The 15,372-nt window shown below is 67.0% G+C and carries 9 protein-coding genes; 4 read left to right on the top strand and 5 right to left on the bottom strand.

Going from position 1 to position 15,372, the window contains the following annotated elements:
• Both thyX and ACZ5BT_RS11545 read right to left on the bottom strand, forming a co-directional pair.
• Positions 1–813, bottom strand: a complete 813-nt coding sequence (thyX, locus tag ACZ5BT_RS11550) for an FAD-dependent thymidylate synthase (protein WP_464884733.1) — start codon at positions 811–813, stop codon at positions 1–3.
• A complete protein-coding gene (locus tag ACZ5BT_RS11545; RefSeq protein ID WP_464884732.1) occupies positions 803–1,072 on the bottom strand; it encodes an acylphosphatase in 270 nt (89 codons plus the stop codon). Before ACZ5BT_RS11545 ends, thyX begins: the two co-directional genes overlap by 11 nt.
• 46 nt (positions 1,073–1,118) lie before the next feature.
• Between ACZ5BT_RS11545 and ACZ5BT_RS11540 the strand changes: the two genes are divergently transcribed.
• The 3 genes from ACZ5BT_RS11540 to ACZ5BT_RS11530 are packed head-to-tail and all read left to right on the top strand — an operon-like array spanning position 1,119 to position 9,560.
• Positions 1,119–8,915: a translocation/assembly module TamB domain-containing protein gene (locus ACZ5BT_RS11540; protein WP_464884731.1), complete on the top strand. Its 7,797-nt coding sequence runs from the start codon at positions 1,119–1,121 to the stop codon at positions 8,913–8,915.
• Between the two features lie 44 nt (positions 8,916–8,959).
• Positions 8,960–9,280 carry an ElaB/YgaM/YqjD family protein gene (locus ACZ5BT_RS11535; protein WP_464884730.1) on the top strand — a complete coding sequence of 107 codons (321 nt, stop codon included), beginning with the start codon at positions 8,960–8,962 and terminating at the stop codon, positions 9,278–9,280.
• 1 nt (position 9,281) lies between these two features.
• The gene (locus ACZ5BT_RS11530) at positions 9,282–9,560 is read left to right on the top strand and encodes a phage holin family protein (protein ID WP_464884729.1); all 279 of its coding nucleotides are present in this window, start codon (positions 9,282–9,284) and stop codon (positions 9,558–9,560) included.
• A 48-nt stretch (positions 9,561–9,608) separates the two neighbouring features.
• On the opposite strand, the gene mnmE is transcribed toward ACZ5BT_RS11530, so the two are convergent.
• Both mnmE and hemL read right to left on the bottom strand, forming a co-directional pair.
• Positions 9,609–10,916 carry a tRNA uridine-5-carboxymethylaminomethyl(34) synthesis GTPase MnmE gene (mnmE, locus tag ACZ5BT_RS11525; protein ID WP_464884728.1) on the bottom strand — a complete coding sequence of 436 codons (1,308 nt, stop codon included), beginning with the start codon at positions 10,914–10,916 and terminating at the stop codon, positions 9,609–9,611.
• Positions 10,917–10,919: 3 nt separating this feature from the next.
• Entirely contained in the window at positions 10,920–12,194 is a 1,275-nt protein-coding gene (hemL, locus tag ACZ5BT_RS11520) for a glutamate-1-semialdehyde 2,1-aminomutase (RefSeq protein ID WP_464884727.1), read from the bottom strand.
• Positions 12,195–12,262: 68 nt separating this feature from the next.
• Between hemL and ACZ5BT_RS11515 the strand changes: the two genes are divergently transcribed.
• Positions 12,263–13,408: a deoxyguanosinetriphosphate triphosphohydrolase gene (locus ACZ5BT_RS11515; RefSeq protein WP_464884726.1), complete on the top strand. Its 1,146-nt coding sequence runs from the start codon at positions 12,263–12,265 to the stop codon at positions 13,406–13,408.
• On the opposite strand, the gene ACZ5BT_RS11510 is transcribed toward ACZ5BT_RS11515, so the two are convergent.
• Positions 13,396–15,321 carry a protein kinase domain-containing protein gene (locus tag ACZ5BT_RS11510; protein ID WP_464884725.1) on the bottom strand — a complete coding sequence of 642 codons (1,926 nt, stop codon included), beginning with the start codon at positions 15,319–15,321 and terminating at the stop codon, positions 13,396–13,398. The genes ACZ5BT_RS11515 and ACZ5BT_RS11510 overlap by 13 nt on opposite strands.
• Positions 15,322–15,372 lie beyond the last annotated feature (51 nt).

Here is a 15,372-nt window from a genome sequence, read left to right as displayed (position 1 = left end):
CTAGGCCTCGCCCGAATCGGGAAAGATCTTTGTCAGCGCTTCCCGGATCCGGCCCTTGCCGAGGCCCGCTTCGGCAAGGGCCGACCGATAGCGGTCCCGATCGATAAGCTGGCGTAGGATCTCCCGCTCGGTGCGGGAGATGGTGGTGGCGTGGAGCACGTGTTCTTCGAAGGCCCGCCAGGCCAGCGGCACGTGGCGCTTGACGAACTCGGCAATGGCGCCCGCATAGACGCGTATTTCGTACTGGGCGTGGGCATCGAGGCGCAGCTGGATGAAGTGCAGGAGGTTGTGCAAATCCTGCTTCCAGTAAAACTCGGTGTAAAGGCCTACCGGCAAGACCACTCGCGCTTCCTCTCGGGCGACGCCGAGCGAAAGGAGTTTCTGATAGGCGGCATACGCTGAACGATAGGCGTCTTCGAGGGCCGCATCGGCCTCCGAGTTTTCAAAGATGCCCTCGCTCCCCTGCTTATTGTTCCTCGCCTGGCGCCGCCAGCCCTGGGGATGGTAAAAGGCTTCTTCCGATTCCGAGTAACGCAGGCTGCGCTCGTTGACCGAGGCGGTTCGGTGACGGAACCACTGCCGGGCGACGAAGATGGGCGCCCGGACGTGGAATTTGAACTCGACCATCTCGAAGGGGCTGGTGTGCCGGTGCCGCATGAGGTAATCAATGAGCGCGGCGTCCTCGCGGACGCTCTTCGTCCCCTGCCCGTAGGAGACGCGCGCGGCCTGCACGATCGCCGCGTCCGAACCCATGACCTCCACCAGGCGGACGAAGCCCTGATCGAGAACGTGGATCGTGGTTTCAGTAGACATGGAACCCCCTCAGGCCCGCGGCCTCGGACCAGACCACCTCGACCGACTCAACGCGGGAAAGCCGCGGTCCAATCTTTAAAAACTCGATCAGGCGCTGGAGGTCCTCGGTCTCACCCTCGGCGACCACCTCAACGCGCCCGTCGGGTAGATTTTCGGCATATCCGGAAAGCCCCAGCATTTGGGCCTTGTTTTTGACGAAAGCCCGGTAACCGACCCCTTGAACGCGCCCGCTGACGAGAACGACGATTCGCTGCCGCACCGACCCTAATCTATCCCACCCACCTCCGGTTAGCCTAGTGGGTAGAGTGCGTCGAGTCCTCCCAGTGATCCTGCTCGTTCTGCTGGCGCTTCCGGGCTGGCCGTGGCTCGTCCGTTTGGGGCTTTTGCGGGCGCTGCCCGCCTTCGGCCTCGAGGGGCGCGTGGGCGGGGTCACGGGGTACGCCCTTTTCGGACTTCGCTTGCGCGGGGTTGACCTTGAGGGCGACGACTTTCGGCTCAAGGCCGACTCGGTCCGCATCGACTACAACCTCCTGGGTCTGCTGGCCAAAAAACTCCCGCTTCGCCTGCGTGTGGAGGGTGCCGAGCTCCGGGTTTCGTGGAAGCGTTTGCTGGACGGTCAGGGGCCCGCTGGCCAGGCCGGCGTTCGGCCGGTCATGACCGGTCTCGTGCTCAAAGATGTTCGCGTGGTCCTCGACGAGGACCGCTCGCTCGCCCTGCCCCCGCTCACGGTCAGGATCAGCGGTGAGGGGCCCTACGACCTCCGGTTCATCCTCCCCAGCGGGACGGTTAAGGGGCGCTTCGAGGCCGTTCCCGCGCCAAGGCTGGATCTTTCCGGGGATCTGGCCGTGTTTCGCTACTGGTATCCGGAGATCGACGGTGGCCGCTGGCAGGGGACGTGGCGTTGGCAGGGTCTGGAACCTTCGGGCCGCTTCGAGGTGTTCGGGGGCAGGGTGCGGGTGGCCGGGTTTCCGATTTCAGAGGTTCGGGGGCGCATTCGCTACCGGGCCGGGGTTTTCCGAGGGGACCTCGAGGGGCAGGGGCTCGGGGGGCCGGTGTCGGCGACGGGGACGGTCGATGTCTTCAAGCAGCAAACAACCTGGGAGGTTTCCGCGCTGCCCGAGTGGCGGGCCCTGGCCGCGCACTTTGGCTGGTCGCTGCCCCTCGGTGGCCGGGCACAGATCGAGATCCAGGGCGGCGGCTGGGGGCAGCCGGTGCTCGAGGGCAGTGTTCAGGGAGCCCCGGAGTTTTTGGGGTATGGCCTTAAGGCAAGAGGGGACTTTGCCTACCGAGGGCGTTTTACGCTCTCGGGTCGTCTCTGGGGCCGCTTTTACGACCGGGATGTCGAGCTCCTGACCGAGATCCAGGGCGGATCGTATCGGGTTTCATACCGGGACGACCGTGGGAGCCGGCTTGAGCTTTCGGGAAGCGGGCCTCGGGGCCAGGGCAGCGGTGAGCTCATCCTGCCGAGTCCCCTTACGGGAAAGGCACGCTTGACCTTCGCCCAACACGGGCGTCGCTGGCAACTGGTTTCAAAGGCCAGCTCGGTCAGCTTCCCGCTCTCCGAGCCTTTCGACTTGAGCGGTGCAATTGAGGGAGAAGGCGATTCGCTTTCGGGGCAGCTCGGCCCCTTGCGCCTCCAGGGCACCTGGCGCGACCTGGCGCTGGTGCTTCAGCCCTTCCGGCTCCGGGTGGGGACAGTCGAAGGGTTCGGTCGCTGGCGGGGGGCGCTCACCGCCTCGCTCGCCTACGTCTCGCCCTATGCCCGTTTCCCGATCGAGGTAGAGCAGGCAGGGTCGGAGTGGCGTTTCGGTATCGGCGACTACGGTGAGGCGAGCTACTCGGCGCGGGTGTTTCGCTTGCGGGTCTCCGACGTGCCCCTCGAGCTGCCGCTGCCCCTGCGGTTTTCTGCAGACGTCACCTACGGTGGCGAGGGTTGGGCGGGAAGGTGGCAGCTCTTCGGACCCAAAGTGCGCCTGGCGGGCACGCTGCACGGCGAAATGAGCACCATCGCCGGGTCGCTCGCCACGCCCTGGGGCGGTCTCGGACTTGCCGGACGCGTCGATGCCAAGGGCGTGCTCATCAATAGCGGTGGGCTGAGCCTTGAATACCGTCAGGGCCAATTCCGCCTTTGGGGAAGGCTTTCACACGGACCGGTCGAGTTTGCCGGGGATCTTGGCTATAAAGAAGGCGCATTTCGGGGAAGGGCCGAGTTCGGGTCTCCCTGGCTCCGGGTGTTCGTTTCCGGGCTCTCGAAATCGCTCCGGGTTCGGAGTACGGGCTGGATCGAAGCCGAAGGGACGCTCTTTCCCCGGATTGCGATTGCGGGACGTGTTCGCCTGCCGCCGCTTGGAGGGGTGCGCGTGCCCGAGCTCCCCTTTGTCCTCAGCGGGGCCCGGGCGTCGTTCGGGTCTCGCGGTGAGATTGACCTTGCCCGCGGCCGTTTTCGACTGGCTTTTCCGGCCGAGATTCTCGGCCAGGCGGTCGAGGTGCGTTCAAGCGGCGATCTCCGGGGCGGGGAGATCTTCATACGCGGCGGGGCGATCAACCTCGCGGGCTCGGGTCCATGGCAGGCGCTCGATTTCCTCGGCCGCGTGACGCTGCCGGGAATCGGCGCGCTCGAGGCCCAGGGCACGGCCGACCTTTTCCGCCTTGGCTACCGGGGGCGCTTTCTTGTGCCCGGAATCGAAGGGGCCGGGACCTTCGAGGGGGTGGGCCGGCGTTACGCATACCGGGGCCGCTTCCGTTCGGGCGGGGCGCTGGAAGTCGTTGGCAGCGAGGCCGGTCACCGGCTTTGGGCCAGCGGTTTTTCGCTCAAGCCCCTGGGCTTGCCGCTCGTCCTCGAGGGCAGCCTGGCCTTTTCCGGGGACCTTTCCGGGGACCTGACCGTTCGAACCCCTTGGGGCCGGCTCCGGGCGGTCGGCGCCCGTTCCCTCACCCTGGTTGTTTCGAGCTCCTACCTCGAGGGCACCGGTTCGCTCGATCGGGAGGGCTTTGACCTCGCCCTTTTCCCCAAGGTCCCGGGCGTTCAGGGGGTGATCGAGCTCAGCGGTGGCCGGGCTGGGCTACGCGCTCGGGGCCAGGGGACGCTCCGCATCCCGGGGTTTTCCCCCGAGGCCTGGCGCCTCGAACTCGACGGCCTCAGGTGGCGCCTCGACGGCCCTATAAAAATCCAGGGGCAGGGCCTTCGCTGGCGGGCCCGGGTGGCGTGGCCGACGCTGGCAGGACCACTTGAGGGGTGGCTCGAGGGCGAGGGGCTCGTTTACCGCGGCGAACTCGGTCTTCGCCTGCCTTCGGGCGAGGCGCGGATGGTGTTGCGGGGCGACCCCATCCCCACGCTTAGCCTCACCTTCCCCGGCGGCCAGGGGCGCATCGAGGGTGGGCGTCTCGAATCGCTGCATGTTGACCTGTCGCGCCTGCTGGCGGGAAGCGGGATTCCCATCGGGGGTGAGGTTTCGGGCAGCCTCGGGCCGGGGAAGCGACTCTCAGGGCGGCTCTTGGTCTTTGACCGGCCGCTCTGGCTTTCCATCGGCCGGTCGGGGGCCCTGGTGTGGTCCCCCGATCTGGATGTAGGCTTCCGTTTGCGCCTGGGTGAGGGGGTGGCGTTGGAGGGGATCGGCGCTCTTTCGGGCCGGCTCGGCCTTTGGCCGGAGCTTTCCGGTTCGCTCCGGTATTCCGGCCGGTTCAGGGTGAACCTCGGCGCCGGGGGGACGCTGGGATCGCCACGGCTTTCGCTTTCGGCCCGGGGCCTGGGGTTGACGCTCGAGGCTGGCCTCGAGGGCGCCCGTTACCAGGGCACCCTGGCCTACCGGGGCGAATACGGGGCGGGGTCGCTGGCTTTTTCCGGGCGAGGGGGGCGATATCGGGGCAAGGGGACCTTCAAGCTCGACCGGTTCCTGCCCCAGTCAGGCCCCCTCCGCCTTTCGGGGAATGGCCCCGAGTTTTCCCTGACCTGGGATGCACCGATGAAGGTGGTCCTGACGAACGGCCCCACGGTCCGGCTCAGCGGTCGGGGTGAGGTGGTCGGGGGCGGGGTCCTCGAGGGCGAGATGCGGTACGCGTCCGGAGCTTTTTCCGGACAGATGCGCTTGTTCCGGCAGGGCGATCAGCTTTTGATCGTGGGCGAGGGCCCCTTGCGGCTGGAAGGGCGTTGGCTGGGGGCCAGCGTCAAGGCCAGTCTCGACGGCGGCCTGGGTCTACGCGGTGACGTGACCTATCGCCGGCGGCTCGGTACGGTCGATCTTGAGGCCCGGCTCAGGATTTCTGGCGATTTGCTGCGACCTTTGGCTGAGGGGAGCGGCAGGCTCCAAGGACGCGACCGGAGCCTTGTCTTCCGCTTCGGCTACGACGGCGACCCCTGGTTTGTGGCCCAGGACACGGGGCTCTTCGTTCGCCTCCGGGGCCAGCGGCTTGAGGTGCGGGCCGATGCGTGGGACCTTTCCCCCTACCTCGGCTTGCCCGTGCGCCTCAGCGCCGGGGGGAGCGGGCCGATCGCGGCCTTGGAGCTCCCTTTAGAGCTCACTTCCCCCTGGTTTTCGGGCGAGGGCCGTTTGGCCCCGGCGGAGCTGGCGCTCAGCCTCAACGGGCGCTTGCTGGATGGCCGTTTTGAACTTCTGGCCTCGCCCCGACAGGCCCGGCTGGCGCTCGATGTCCCGAGCGGCAATATCAAGGGCGTGGTGCGTTGGCAAAGAGGGGCGGGGTTTTCCGGCGGGGTTGGTCTGAGCCTGGCCGGGTTCGGCGGGCGGCTCAGCGGGTGGCTCGACCCCGCCGCCGGCACCTTTGACCTCGAGGGCACCGGGAGCTGGAGCGGCAATCTCAGGCTCGATCTCAAGAACGCTCGCGCTGTCGGGGCGCTCCACTTTGCCCGAGATGGCCTGGGCGGGATCCGGTTGCGGGGGCAAGGGCGCCGCCTCGCCGTGGAAGGCGAGGGTCCGCTCGAGCCTTTGCGGGGAACGATTGACCTGGCCAAGCGCCAGCTCTCCTGGTCTTACCGGGGAGGTCTACCCGCCGGCCTCGGCGAACTCGCGGCCTCGGGCACCCTCCCTGGCGTTTGGCTTTTGGGAAGCTGGCGCTTGGGCGGTCATGACTACGACCTTCGCGGCCTCGGGGACGTGATCACCGTCAAAGGCCCGGGGCTATGGCTCCGTGCCGATGCTGGGGCATTTTCCCTCCAGCTCGACTCGTTGGACGTGGGGTGGCTTCGGCTTTCCGGAGTGGCTTTCGGTCGGTGGCGCGACCTCGAGGGGCGCTTTCGGTGGGCGGCCGGACCCTACCAGGGGCGTTTTGAATTTGCGTATGACCCCGCGGGTGTTCGCCTTCAGGCCGAGGGCGATGTGTCCGGGACCTTGGCCTGGCAGGCGGGGCGGGTGAGCGGGCGACTGCGTTTCCCCTACGGCGAGATTGCGCCTCGAGCTGGGGGCGGGTTTTCCGGGCAAGTTCTCGGCCGGCCGCTCTCGCTTGAACCAGGGCTTCGGGCGCTTTCTTGGGGCGGGCTGCGCCTTGACATCGCGAAGGCTCTCTTTTCCGGAAAGGCCAGCGTCGAGGGGGTTGAGGTTCTCGGTCAGGGCCGCACCCTGCGCCTGGCCTGGCGCGACGTGGTCGTCCGAATTGGTCTGAAGCCGCTGGTGGTTTCGCTCGAGGTCGCCGGACGCCCGGGGCTCCGGTACCAGGCGGGGCGGGTGGCCGGCGAGCTGCGAATCGGCGGCCCGGGCTACAGCCTCTTGTTCAAAGGGAATGGCCGAGAGGTTGCGATCGCGGGACGGGTGCTCGGGTTCCCGGGCCTTCCGTTGGGCCTGGGCCGGGTTTCGGGGGCCGTTGGGCTGGATGGTCGCTGGACCTTCACCCTTGAGGCAGCCCAGCTTTCGTTCGCCGGTCAGGGCCAGGGTCTGACGGGTGAGGTGCGGCTTTCGGGGAAGGCCGGGCACGGGGCCATCGCTCTCGGCGCCGGCGGCGTGCAGGGGCAGGCGGAGACCCAGGGCCTAGAGCTCCTGGGTGGGCGCTTGGATCTGGCGCTGGCCGGAGCGGCGATCGACGCCGACTGGCGTGGACCGTACGGTGCGGCCTCGGCGCGAGCGACGCTCTCGGGGTTTTCGCTTTCGCGGCTCGAACTGTGGGTTCAGGGGCTGGACCTGGCGCGCGTACCCTGGGTTCACCGGTATCTCCCCCAGCTTCGGGGCCGCCTGAGCGGGGGCGGAATCTTCCAGGACGGAACGGGCCTCTTCCAGTTCGGGGCGGAAAATTTGGGAAAGGTCGGCGAGGGGTACCCCTTCTCACTCCTGGTTCGCCTCGAGGGCCAGGCGCCTCCGAGCGGCACGGTGGTTTGGGGAACGTTGCGCGCGGATTACCGGATCCAAAAGGGCCGGGTATTCCTCCAGGCCGAGGCCAATGACTTCCCCCTCGATCTGCCGCTGGCCCTGGGGCTTGGCGAGCTCGACTTCAGCGCCCGAATGACCGGTGCTTTTAAGGTCAGCCTACCCCTCAACGACCCGGCCCGGCTGAGCCTCGACCTTGCCGCCGAGCGTCTGCGCCTTGGGACCCCGAAGGGCACGCTCACCGGAACCCTGGCCCTGGTTTATGACCGGGGGACCTTGCGCTTGCGATCGCTCGACCTCGAGGGGGCCGGGACCTGGCGGGGCGCCGGCAGCTGGCGGCCCGGTCAGGGAGGCGACTTGCGGCTCGTTTTTCGAGACACCGATTTCTCCCCTTTCCTGAGGATCTTCCCGGCGCTCAAACCCTACCGCATCGAGGTTCGGGGCGACCTCGATGCCAGGCTGGCCGGGCAGGCCCTCGGGCTCAAAGGCAAACTCGCTTATTCGGTTGAAGGGGTGGAGGGTGAACTCGAATTCACCCTCGACCAGGACCAGCCGGGTGATCTCCGGCTTCGCGGCAGCGGCCGGGTGCGCTCGCCGGTCACCAGCCGCTTTGAGCTTTGGGGCCAGGGCCGCTGGCGGGCCTTTCGCCTTACGCTCACGGGCGATCTCGACGCGCCGCTTTTGGCCCCGATCGATCGGGTGACGGCGGAGTTTCGCTACCCCTCGACGCGTCTTTTGGTGCGAGCGGGGAAGGCCAGGCTCGAGGGCGTGCTCAGTCCGCTGGATCTTCGCCTCGAGGGCCTTTTGCCGCTTGAGTATCCCGAGTATTACCTGGCTTCCGGCGAGGCCCGGAGCCAGGTGCGGATGCGCCTGGCGAGCGACGGCCGTTACCACGTGGACGGCGAGGTCGAGGTCTTGCGCGCGGTCCTTTCGGTTCCCGAAAGCCGCCTGCCCCGGTCGAAAAGGGCTGCCAAGGGGTCGCGCATCGTTTTCGATGGTCTGAGGCTTTATTCGCGGGGCGGGATCGTGGTCAACGAAGCGCTGGCTCAAGGTGAGCTTGCGGGTGAGGTCTTCTTGAGCGGGCCCCTCGATGACCCCTACTTGAGCGGCCGGGCGATGGCGTTGAGCGGGAGCTTTTTGCTGCTCAGCCGGCGCTTTACCTTGCTCGAGGGCTGGGCCGAGTTCTTCCCCGAACTCGGTCTCTATCCCCGCATCTACGTCCGGGCCAGGACCGAGACCCCCAAGGGGCCGCTCTACCTGGTGGCCGAAGGGCACTTCGTACGAGAAGGGCAGACGCTGCGCCTGGCCTTCGACCCTTGCCTCGCTCGCCAGCCGGTGCGGACCCTGGAGGCCTGCAAGATCCTGCCCCAGGAAGAATCGGCGAAACTCCTCCTCGGGCTTGGCGAGGGCGAGGTTGCCCAGCAGGCTGCGGACGTGGCGGTCAAGAATCTCCTCATCGGCCAGCTGGAAAAGGAACTCGCCCGCTCGCTGGGCCTCGACCTCTTGCAGATCGAAACCTCGGTCTTCAACGGCGGGGGGTTTGAGGCCACGACGTTTACGGTGGGGAAGTACGTGACCCCGGAACTCTTCCTGGCCTACCGGCTCGACCTCAAGGCCGGGTCGCGGTTTTACGCCAGTTACCGCCAGGACGGGCTGCAGTTTGAGTTCTCGACCGATCTTTCTCCGAACCCGAGCCCCACCTTCTCGCTTTCCTATGCGCTCACCCCCGATGTCGCCTTCTTTACCCGGCTCTCTGAGTCGGAGCTTAAGCTTGGTTTAGAGTGGAAACCTTAGCCAATAGAGAGCAGGTTCGTTAAAATGAAACTCGGGGGGTGGTGATGATGAGCAAGACCGAGGGCATTCCGGAAGTGGAGGCTTTGAAGGCCGATCTGGCGAAGATCCGCGAAGATCTGTCGCGTTTAAAGGATGTGCTCAAGGAGAGCGGGCGCGAAGAACTCGCCGCGGCCCGGGAACGGCTTGAGCGCGAGGCGAAGAAGCTGATGGAGGAGCTGAAGCGCTCAAGCGCTAAGGTGACCGATGAAGGCCGGCGGCAGATCGAGCGCATCGAACGCGAGATCGAATCCCACCCGCTGCAAAGCCTGGGCCTGGCCTTTGGCATCGGGCTGCTCCTGGGCGTTCTCTTTGGCCGGAGGGCGTGATGTGCGCCGGTTCATTCGACTGCTCTCGGCTTTGTTGAATTATCTCAGGCTCGAGGCCCGGGAGCTCGGGCAGGGTGTGGTCCGGGTGACCTGGGCCGTTTTGATGCTGGTCGTGGCCGCGATGCTCGTGTTCGTCGGCCTCGCCTTCCTGGTCGCCGCCGCCTATTTTGCGGCCACGACCGTCGTGGCCAGGCCGCTGGCGGCGCTGATCGCCGCAGGTGCGGCTTTGATCCTCGCCGCCCTGGTCTTTGCCCTTGCCCGCCGGCAGGTGAGGCGCTAGGGCGCAACGATCAACGGGCTGCCGGCGGGCGCAGCCCCCGGGTCCGGTTCACTTTCCGACGCAGAAGTTCTTGAAGACCCGCTCGAGGACCGCGGGAACCACCGCCTTGCCGGTGATTCGGGCCAGCGCCTCGAGGGCGGCTTCGATCGAAAGTCCCATCAGGTCGTCAGGCGCGCCGAGCGCCGCCTCGAGGTGCGTCTTGGCTTCACGCAGGGCCTCGGCCTGGCGGTCCGAGGTGAGCCAGGCCTCCTCCTCGGCGGCTTCGGCGTAAAGCCGCTGGCGGATTTCGTGCTTCAGGGCCTCGATGCCCTGACCGGTTTTGGCCGAGACCGGGAGGTAGGCCGCGTCCTCCCAGGCGGCGGGAAGGTCGGCCTTGCTGGCGATGCGCAGGACCCGCCCCTCGGGAAAGGCGGGCTCGGGCGGTTTGGGGGCCGACCGATCGGCGATCCAGAGGATCAGGTCGGCCGATTCGCTGAGCTCGAGGGCCATCTCCACGCCGGCGCGCTCGATGGGGTCGTCGGTTTCCCGGATCCCGGCGGTGTCGACGAGGGCGATGGGCACGCCGTCGATTTCCATGGGGGCCTCGAGGTAGTCGCGGGTGGTTCCGGGGAGGGGGGTGACGATGGCCCGTTCGTAACCGAGCAGCGCGTTCAAAAGGCTCGACTTGCCCGCGTTCGGCGGACCGAGGAGGGCGAGCTTGGCCCCGTGCTGGGCGATTTTGGCCGCCTTTTCGGTTTTGAGGAGACTGTCGATGGCCGAGATGGTGGCCTTGAGGGTCCTTTCCGCCCGGTGGGGTTCCACCCCCTCCTCCGGGTAGTCGAGGAGCGCCTGGATGTGGGCCAGAAGGTCGATGAGCTGGTGCTCGATGGCCTCGATGCGCTGGGTGAGCGACCGCGACAACCCCTTTCGCGCCTGGCGACGGGCAGCCTCCGAACGGGCCTCGATGAGGGCGAGGACGCTTTCGGCCTGGGCCAGGTCCATCTTCCCGTTCAAATAGGCGCGGAGGGTGAACTCCCCTGGCTCGGCGAGCCGGGCCCCGGCCGCGAGGAGCACCGCCAGCCCCCGTCGCAGGACCGCCGGCGACCCGTGGAGCTGGAACTCGACGCTGTCTTCCCCGGTGTAGGAACGGGGGGCCCGGAAGACGAGCACCAGGCCCTCGTCGATGACCTCACCGCTTTGGGGGTCGATGAGCTCGCCGTAGGCGAAGCGGCCCCCGGCCATCCTCGAGGGCGACCGGCCCCGCCACACCCTGGAGGCGATCTCCAGCGCATTCGGCCCTGAAAGGCGCAGGATGCCGATCGCCCCTTTGCCCGCCGGCGTGGCGATGGCCGCGATGGTGTCGGATCTGGACCGCATCGCCTAGGCAAAGGCCTGGCTCGCCGCCTCCGCCGTGGCTTCGATCAGCGCCGGCTCGTGGGCGACGGAAAGGAACGCCGCTTCGTAGGCGCTGGCGGGCCAGTAGACCCCCCGCTGCAAAAGGCCGTGGAAAAACCGCGAGAAGAGCCGGGTATCGGTGGTTTGCGCCTCCTCGTAGCTTTCCACCGGTGACTCGGTGAAAAAGACGGTGAGCATGGACCCGACCCGGTTGATGCGGTGCGGGACCCCGGCGCCGCTGAGGGCAGCCGTCAGCGCAGTCTCCAGCTGCTGGCCGAGGGTCTCCAGGCGCTGGTAGAACTCGGGGTGCTCGGCGAGCAGGCGGAGGGTGGCGGTGCCGGCGGCCATGGCCAGAGGGTTGCCCGAAAGGGTGCCGGCCTGGTAGACCGGGCCCAGGGGGGCCAGGTGCTCCATGATCCGGGCGGGGCCGGCATAGGCCGCCGAGGGGAGACCGCCGCCCATGATCTTGCCGAGGGTGATGAGGTCGGGCTCGAGGCGGTAGCGCTCGGTGGCGCCGCCAAACGCGAGGCGGAAGCCGGTCATCACCTCGTCGACGATGAGCAGGGCGCCATATTCGCGCGTGAGGTCGCGGAGGGCCTCGAGGAACGCCGCTTTGGGCGGGATGACCCCGCTGTTGCCGACCACGGGCTCGAAGATCACGGCAGCGATCGCCTCGCCGTGGGTTTTGAAGAGGGCCTTAAGGCTTTCCGGATCGTTGTAGCGGGCCACCAGGGTGAGGCGGGCGTAGCTTTCGGGAACCCCGGAGGATGAGGGGTGGCCGAAGGTGAGGGCGCCCGAGCCGGCCTCGACCAAAAGCCCGTCGGCGTGGCCGTGGTAGTTGCCCCGGAACTTGACCACCAGGTCGCGACCGGTATAACCCCGGGCCAGCCGCAGGGCGCTCATGGTCGCTTCGGTCCCCGAGTTCACGAAGCGGATCCGTTCGGCCATGGGGTAGGCCTTTTGGATCAGCCGGGCCAGCTCGAGTTCATCCGGGTGGGGGGCGCCGAACGATAACCCCCGGCCCGCGGCTTTTTGCACCGCCTCGACCACCGCCTCGTGGGCGTGCCCGAGGATCATGGGCCCCCAGGAGAGGACGTAATCCACGTAACGGTTCCCCTCGACGTCCCACACATAGGGGCCCTGACCGCGAACCAAAAAACGAGGGGTTCCGCCGACCGCCCCGTAGGCGCGGACCGGGCTTGACACTCCGCCGGGCAGGAGCTTTTGCGCCTGTTCGAAGAGCTCTCTGTTCGTCACCACGGCCTTAGTCTAAGCGGCGGTTGTGGCTCGCGCTACGCGTCGGGGGGCCGGCGCCTTAGACTGAAGACATGCGCTTGACTCGTGAGCAACTTATGGCCCTGGAAGATCGGGCCTTGGCGCCCTACGCGGTCCGCTCATCGGAGAGCCGGGGTCGGGCCCACCCCGAGCCGGAGTCGCGCTACCGAACCCCCTTTCAAAAGGACCGCGACCGGGTCATCCACACCACCGCCTTTCGTCGGCTCGAGTACAAGACCCAGGTGTTCGCCAATTACGAGGGCGACTACTACCGCACCCGTCTGACCCATACCCTCGAGGTCGCCCAGGTGGCCCGCAGCCTGGCCCGGGCGCTCGGGCTGAACGAGGACCTTGCCGAAACCGTGGCCCTCGCCCACGACCTCGGGCACCCGCCTTTCGGCCATGCCGGGGAGCGGGTTCTGGCTGAGCTCATGGCCGGGCACGGCGGCTTTGACCACAACGCTCAGTCGCTTCGGATCGTGACCCATCTGGAACGCCGCTATCCCGGGTTCCGCGGCCTCAACCTCACCTGGGAGGTTCGCGAGGGCATCGCCAAGCACGAGACCAGCTACGACGTCCCGAACCCGGACTTCGACCCCGAGATGCGGCCCAGCCTCGAGGCCCAGATCGTTAACCTGGCTGACGAGATCGCCTACAACGCCCACGATCTGGACGATGGTTTGCGCAGCGGGCTTTTGCAACCCTCCCAGCTCGGCGAGGTGAGCCTTTTGGTCGAGGTGGCCGAGGAGGCGGGCATCGATCTTCTTCGGCTCGGCGAGTTCGAACGCCGGGTCCTGATCCGCGAGCTGCTCGGGTACATGATCACCGACGTGGTGGAGGCCACCCACGCCCGGATCGAGGCGGCTGGGGTGGGTACGCTGGAGGATGTCAGGCGTGCGACGACGCCGCTCGCCGGTTATTCGCAACCAGCGCGGAAAAAGATTTCGGAGCTGCGGGCGTTCCTCTATCACAACTTCTATCACCACTACCGGGTGGTGCGGCAGGTTGGGAAGGCCCGCCACGTTTTGATCCGGCTGTTCGAGGCCTACGTCGAGATGCCCCAGATGCTTCCGCCCACGGTCCAGCAAGCGGTCGAAGAGGAGGGGCTCCACCGGGCGGTCTGCGACTACATCGCGGGCATGACCGATCGCTTTGCGCTGGAGGAGTACGCGCGGCTCTTTGACCCCTACGGACGTTGATCCGGCCACCAAAGCGCCATGGCCTTGATGGGCAGGCCGATCTCGATGGCTTCGGTTTTTTCGCCCTCGATCCGGAAGAGGGTTTTCGCGCCCCGGCGCACGGCGTAGATCACGCCTTCAGGTGTTTCCGCCAGGTCGACGAGGGCAAGCCCCGTGCCGTTGTGGTTGGGCAGGGGGTGGCTTGAGAGGAGGGCCCGTTTGGGCGAGACCTTGCGGATGCGGTAGGCGTCCTGATCGTAGATGAGCACGTTGCCGTCACTGGCCGGGCCGAGTCCGGTGAGCAGCCGGGGCGCCGGGTTTTCCGGCCCCTGAGCGAGGACGATACGGTCCAGGTAGTTGCCGTTTTCATCGAGGCGCTGGACCTCCCGGCGTCCGTAGTCGAGGACGAAGAGCGACCCGCCGCTTTGCGTCATGGCCCGGGCATCTTCGAAACTGCCCTTGCCCTTTCCGGCACCGCCGAAACGCACCTCGGCGTGGCCCTCGAGGTCGAGCCGGGTGATGCTCTGATTGTCGGCGTCCAGGACGTAGACCTTCTGCGCCGAATCGGCAGTGATGGCGATGGGGCGGAGGAACTCGCCGAGTTTCAGGCCGTAGCTGCCGTAGCTCGCGATCGGGTCGCCGCTTGGGGTGTAGCGGGTGAGCATTCCCCCTCTTTCGCCCGGGTTGTACGACAGGGCCCAGATCGCCCCACTGGCGTCGATGGCGACATCATCCACCGGGCTTTGGCCGAAGGCCTTGATCGGACGGAAGGCGGGGTCGAGGATCCGGATCGGGGTGTCCGCATCGTCCACGGCCAGGACCAAAAAGAGCGACGCTTCCGGCAGTGGCGGGCTCTCCGGTGGGGAGGCGAGGGCCTCGATGACCTCATCGATGCTGGGGCGTTCGTCGGGGTTTTTGGAGAGCATGCGCATGACCAGGTCGTTGATGCGAGGGGGGACCTTGGGGTTTTTCTGGATTGGGGGCACGGGACGGGCGTTGATGTGCTTTTGCACCACCTCGCCATAGCTTCCCCCGAACGGCGGTTCTCCGACCAGGGCTTCGTAGAGGACCACGCCCAGGCTGTAGATGTCGCTCTTGTCCTCGAGGGGCTCGCTCTTTGCTTGCTCAGGGCTCATGTAGGTCGGGGTGCCGACCCGGGAGCCCAGGTGGGTGAGTTTGGGGTGCTCGCGGCCCGAGGCGATTCCGAAGTCCATGAGACGAACGCCCGAAGGGTCGACCTTGCCCTTTTGCAGGGCTTCGCGCTTGATCATGATGTTGCTGGGCTTGATGTCGCGATGGATGATTCCCTGGGCGTGGATGTGCTTGAGGGCCCGGGCCACCGGGAGCAGGATCTGGAGGGCGAGCTCGGGGGTGAGCTTGCGTTGTTCGATCAGCTGCTCCAGGCTCACCCCGTCGACGAGTTCCATGGCGATGAAGTGCGTTTCTCCCGCTTTGCCGTGCTCGTAGACCTTGATCACGTTGGGATGATCGAGCCGCTTGAGGACTTCGGCCTCGCGGTGCAGGCGGCGCAAAAACCTGGGTTCGTGGGCGTAACGGTCCTGGGGAATCTTCAAAGCGGCCATCAGGCCGTCGGCCTTGCGTTTGGCTCGATAGACCGTGGCCATGCCGCCGCTACCGATCCGGCCCAGGATCTGGTAGCGGGCCTCGAGGGGCTCGCGCTCTGAGGGGGGAAGGAGCCGTTTTCTGCGGCGAACCAAGAGACCTTCTCCGCTACGGCGGGGCATGAGGACGATCGCGCCCCCGAGCATCACCAAGGCCAGCATGCCCCACCAGGCGCCGCCGACGGCGGCGAGAAAGGCCAAGTTGGCGAGGAGGACGAGCGCGCTGACCACCGCCAGCAGCAATGGGTTGAGCTCGAAAAACAGGCCCAAGGAAACGAGGAAGAAGATGATCGCGAGGGCGAACGGGGACATGGCAGTTCCATCTTAACGGTCACGACCGTGCTCGCTAGGCAAGAACCAGTA

This window comes from Vulcanithermus mediatlanticus (genome assembly GCF_055385885.1).
Note: the sequence above shows the minus strand (reverse complement) of the source record. Positions and strands in the feature narration are given on the sequence as shown.

Excerpts from the sequence above, each read along its gene's own strand:
- mnmE (WP_464884728.1), bottom strand. The coding sequence starts at position 10,916 with ATGCGGTCCAGATCCGACACCATCGCGGCCATCGCCACGCCGGCGGGC.
- ACZ5BT_RS11510 (WP_464884725.1), bottom strand. The coding sequence starts at position 15,321 with ATGTCCCCGTTCGCCCTCGCGATCATCTTCTTCCTCGTTTCCTTGGGC.
- thyX (WP_464884733.1), bottom strand. The coding sequence starts at position 813 with ATGTCTACTGAAACCACGATCCACGTTCTCGATCAGGGCTTCGTCCGC.
- ACZ5BT_RS11535 (WP_464884730.1), top strand. The coding sequence starts at position 8,960 with ATGATGAGCAAGACCGAGGGCATTCCGGAAGTGGAGGCTTTGAAGGCC.
- ACZ5BT_RS11515 (WP_464884726.1), top strand. The coding sequence starts at position 12,263 with ATGCGCTTGACTCGTGAGCAACTTATGGCCCTGGAAGATCGGGCCTTG.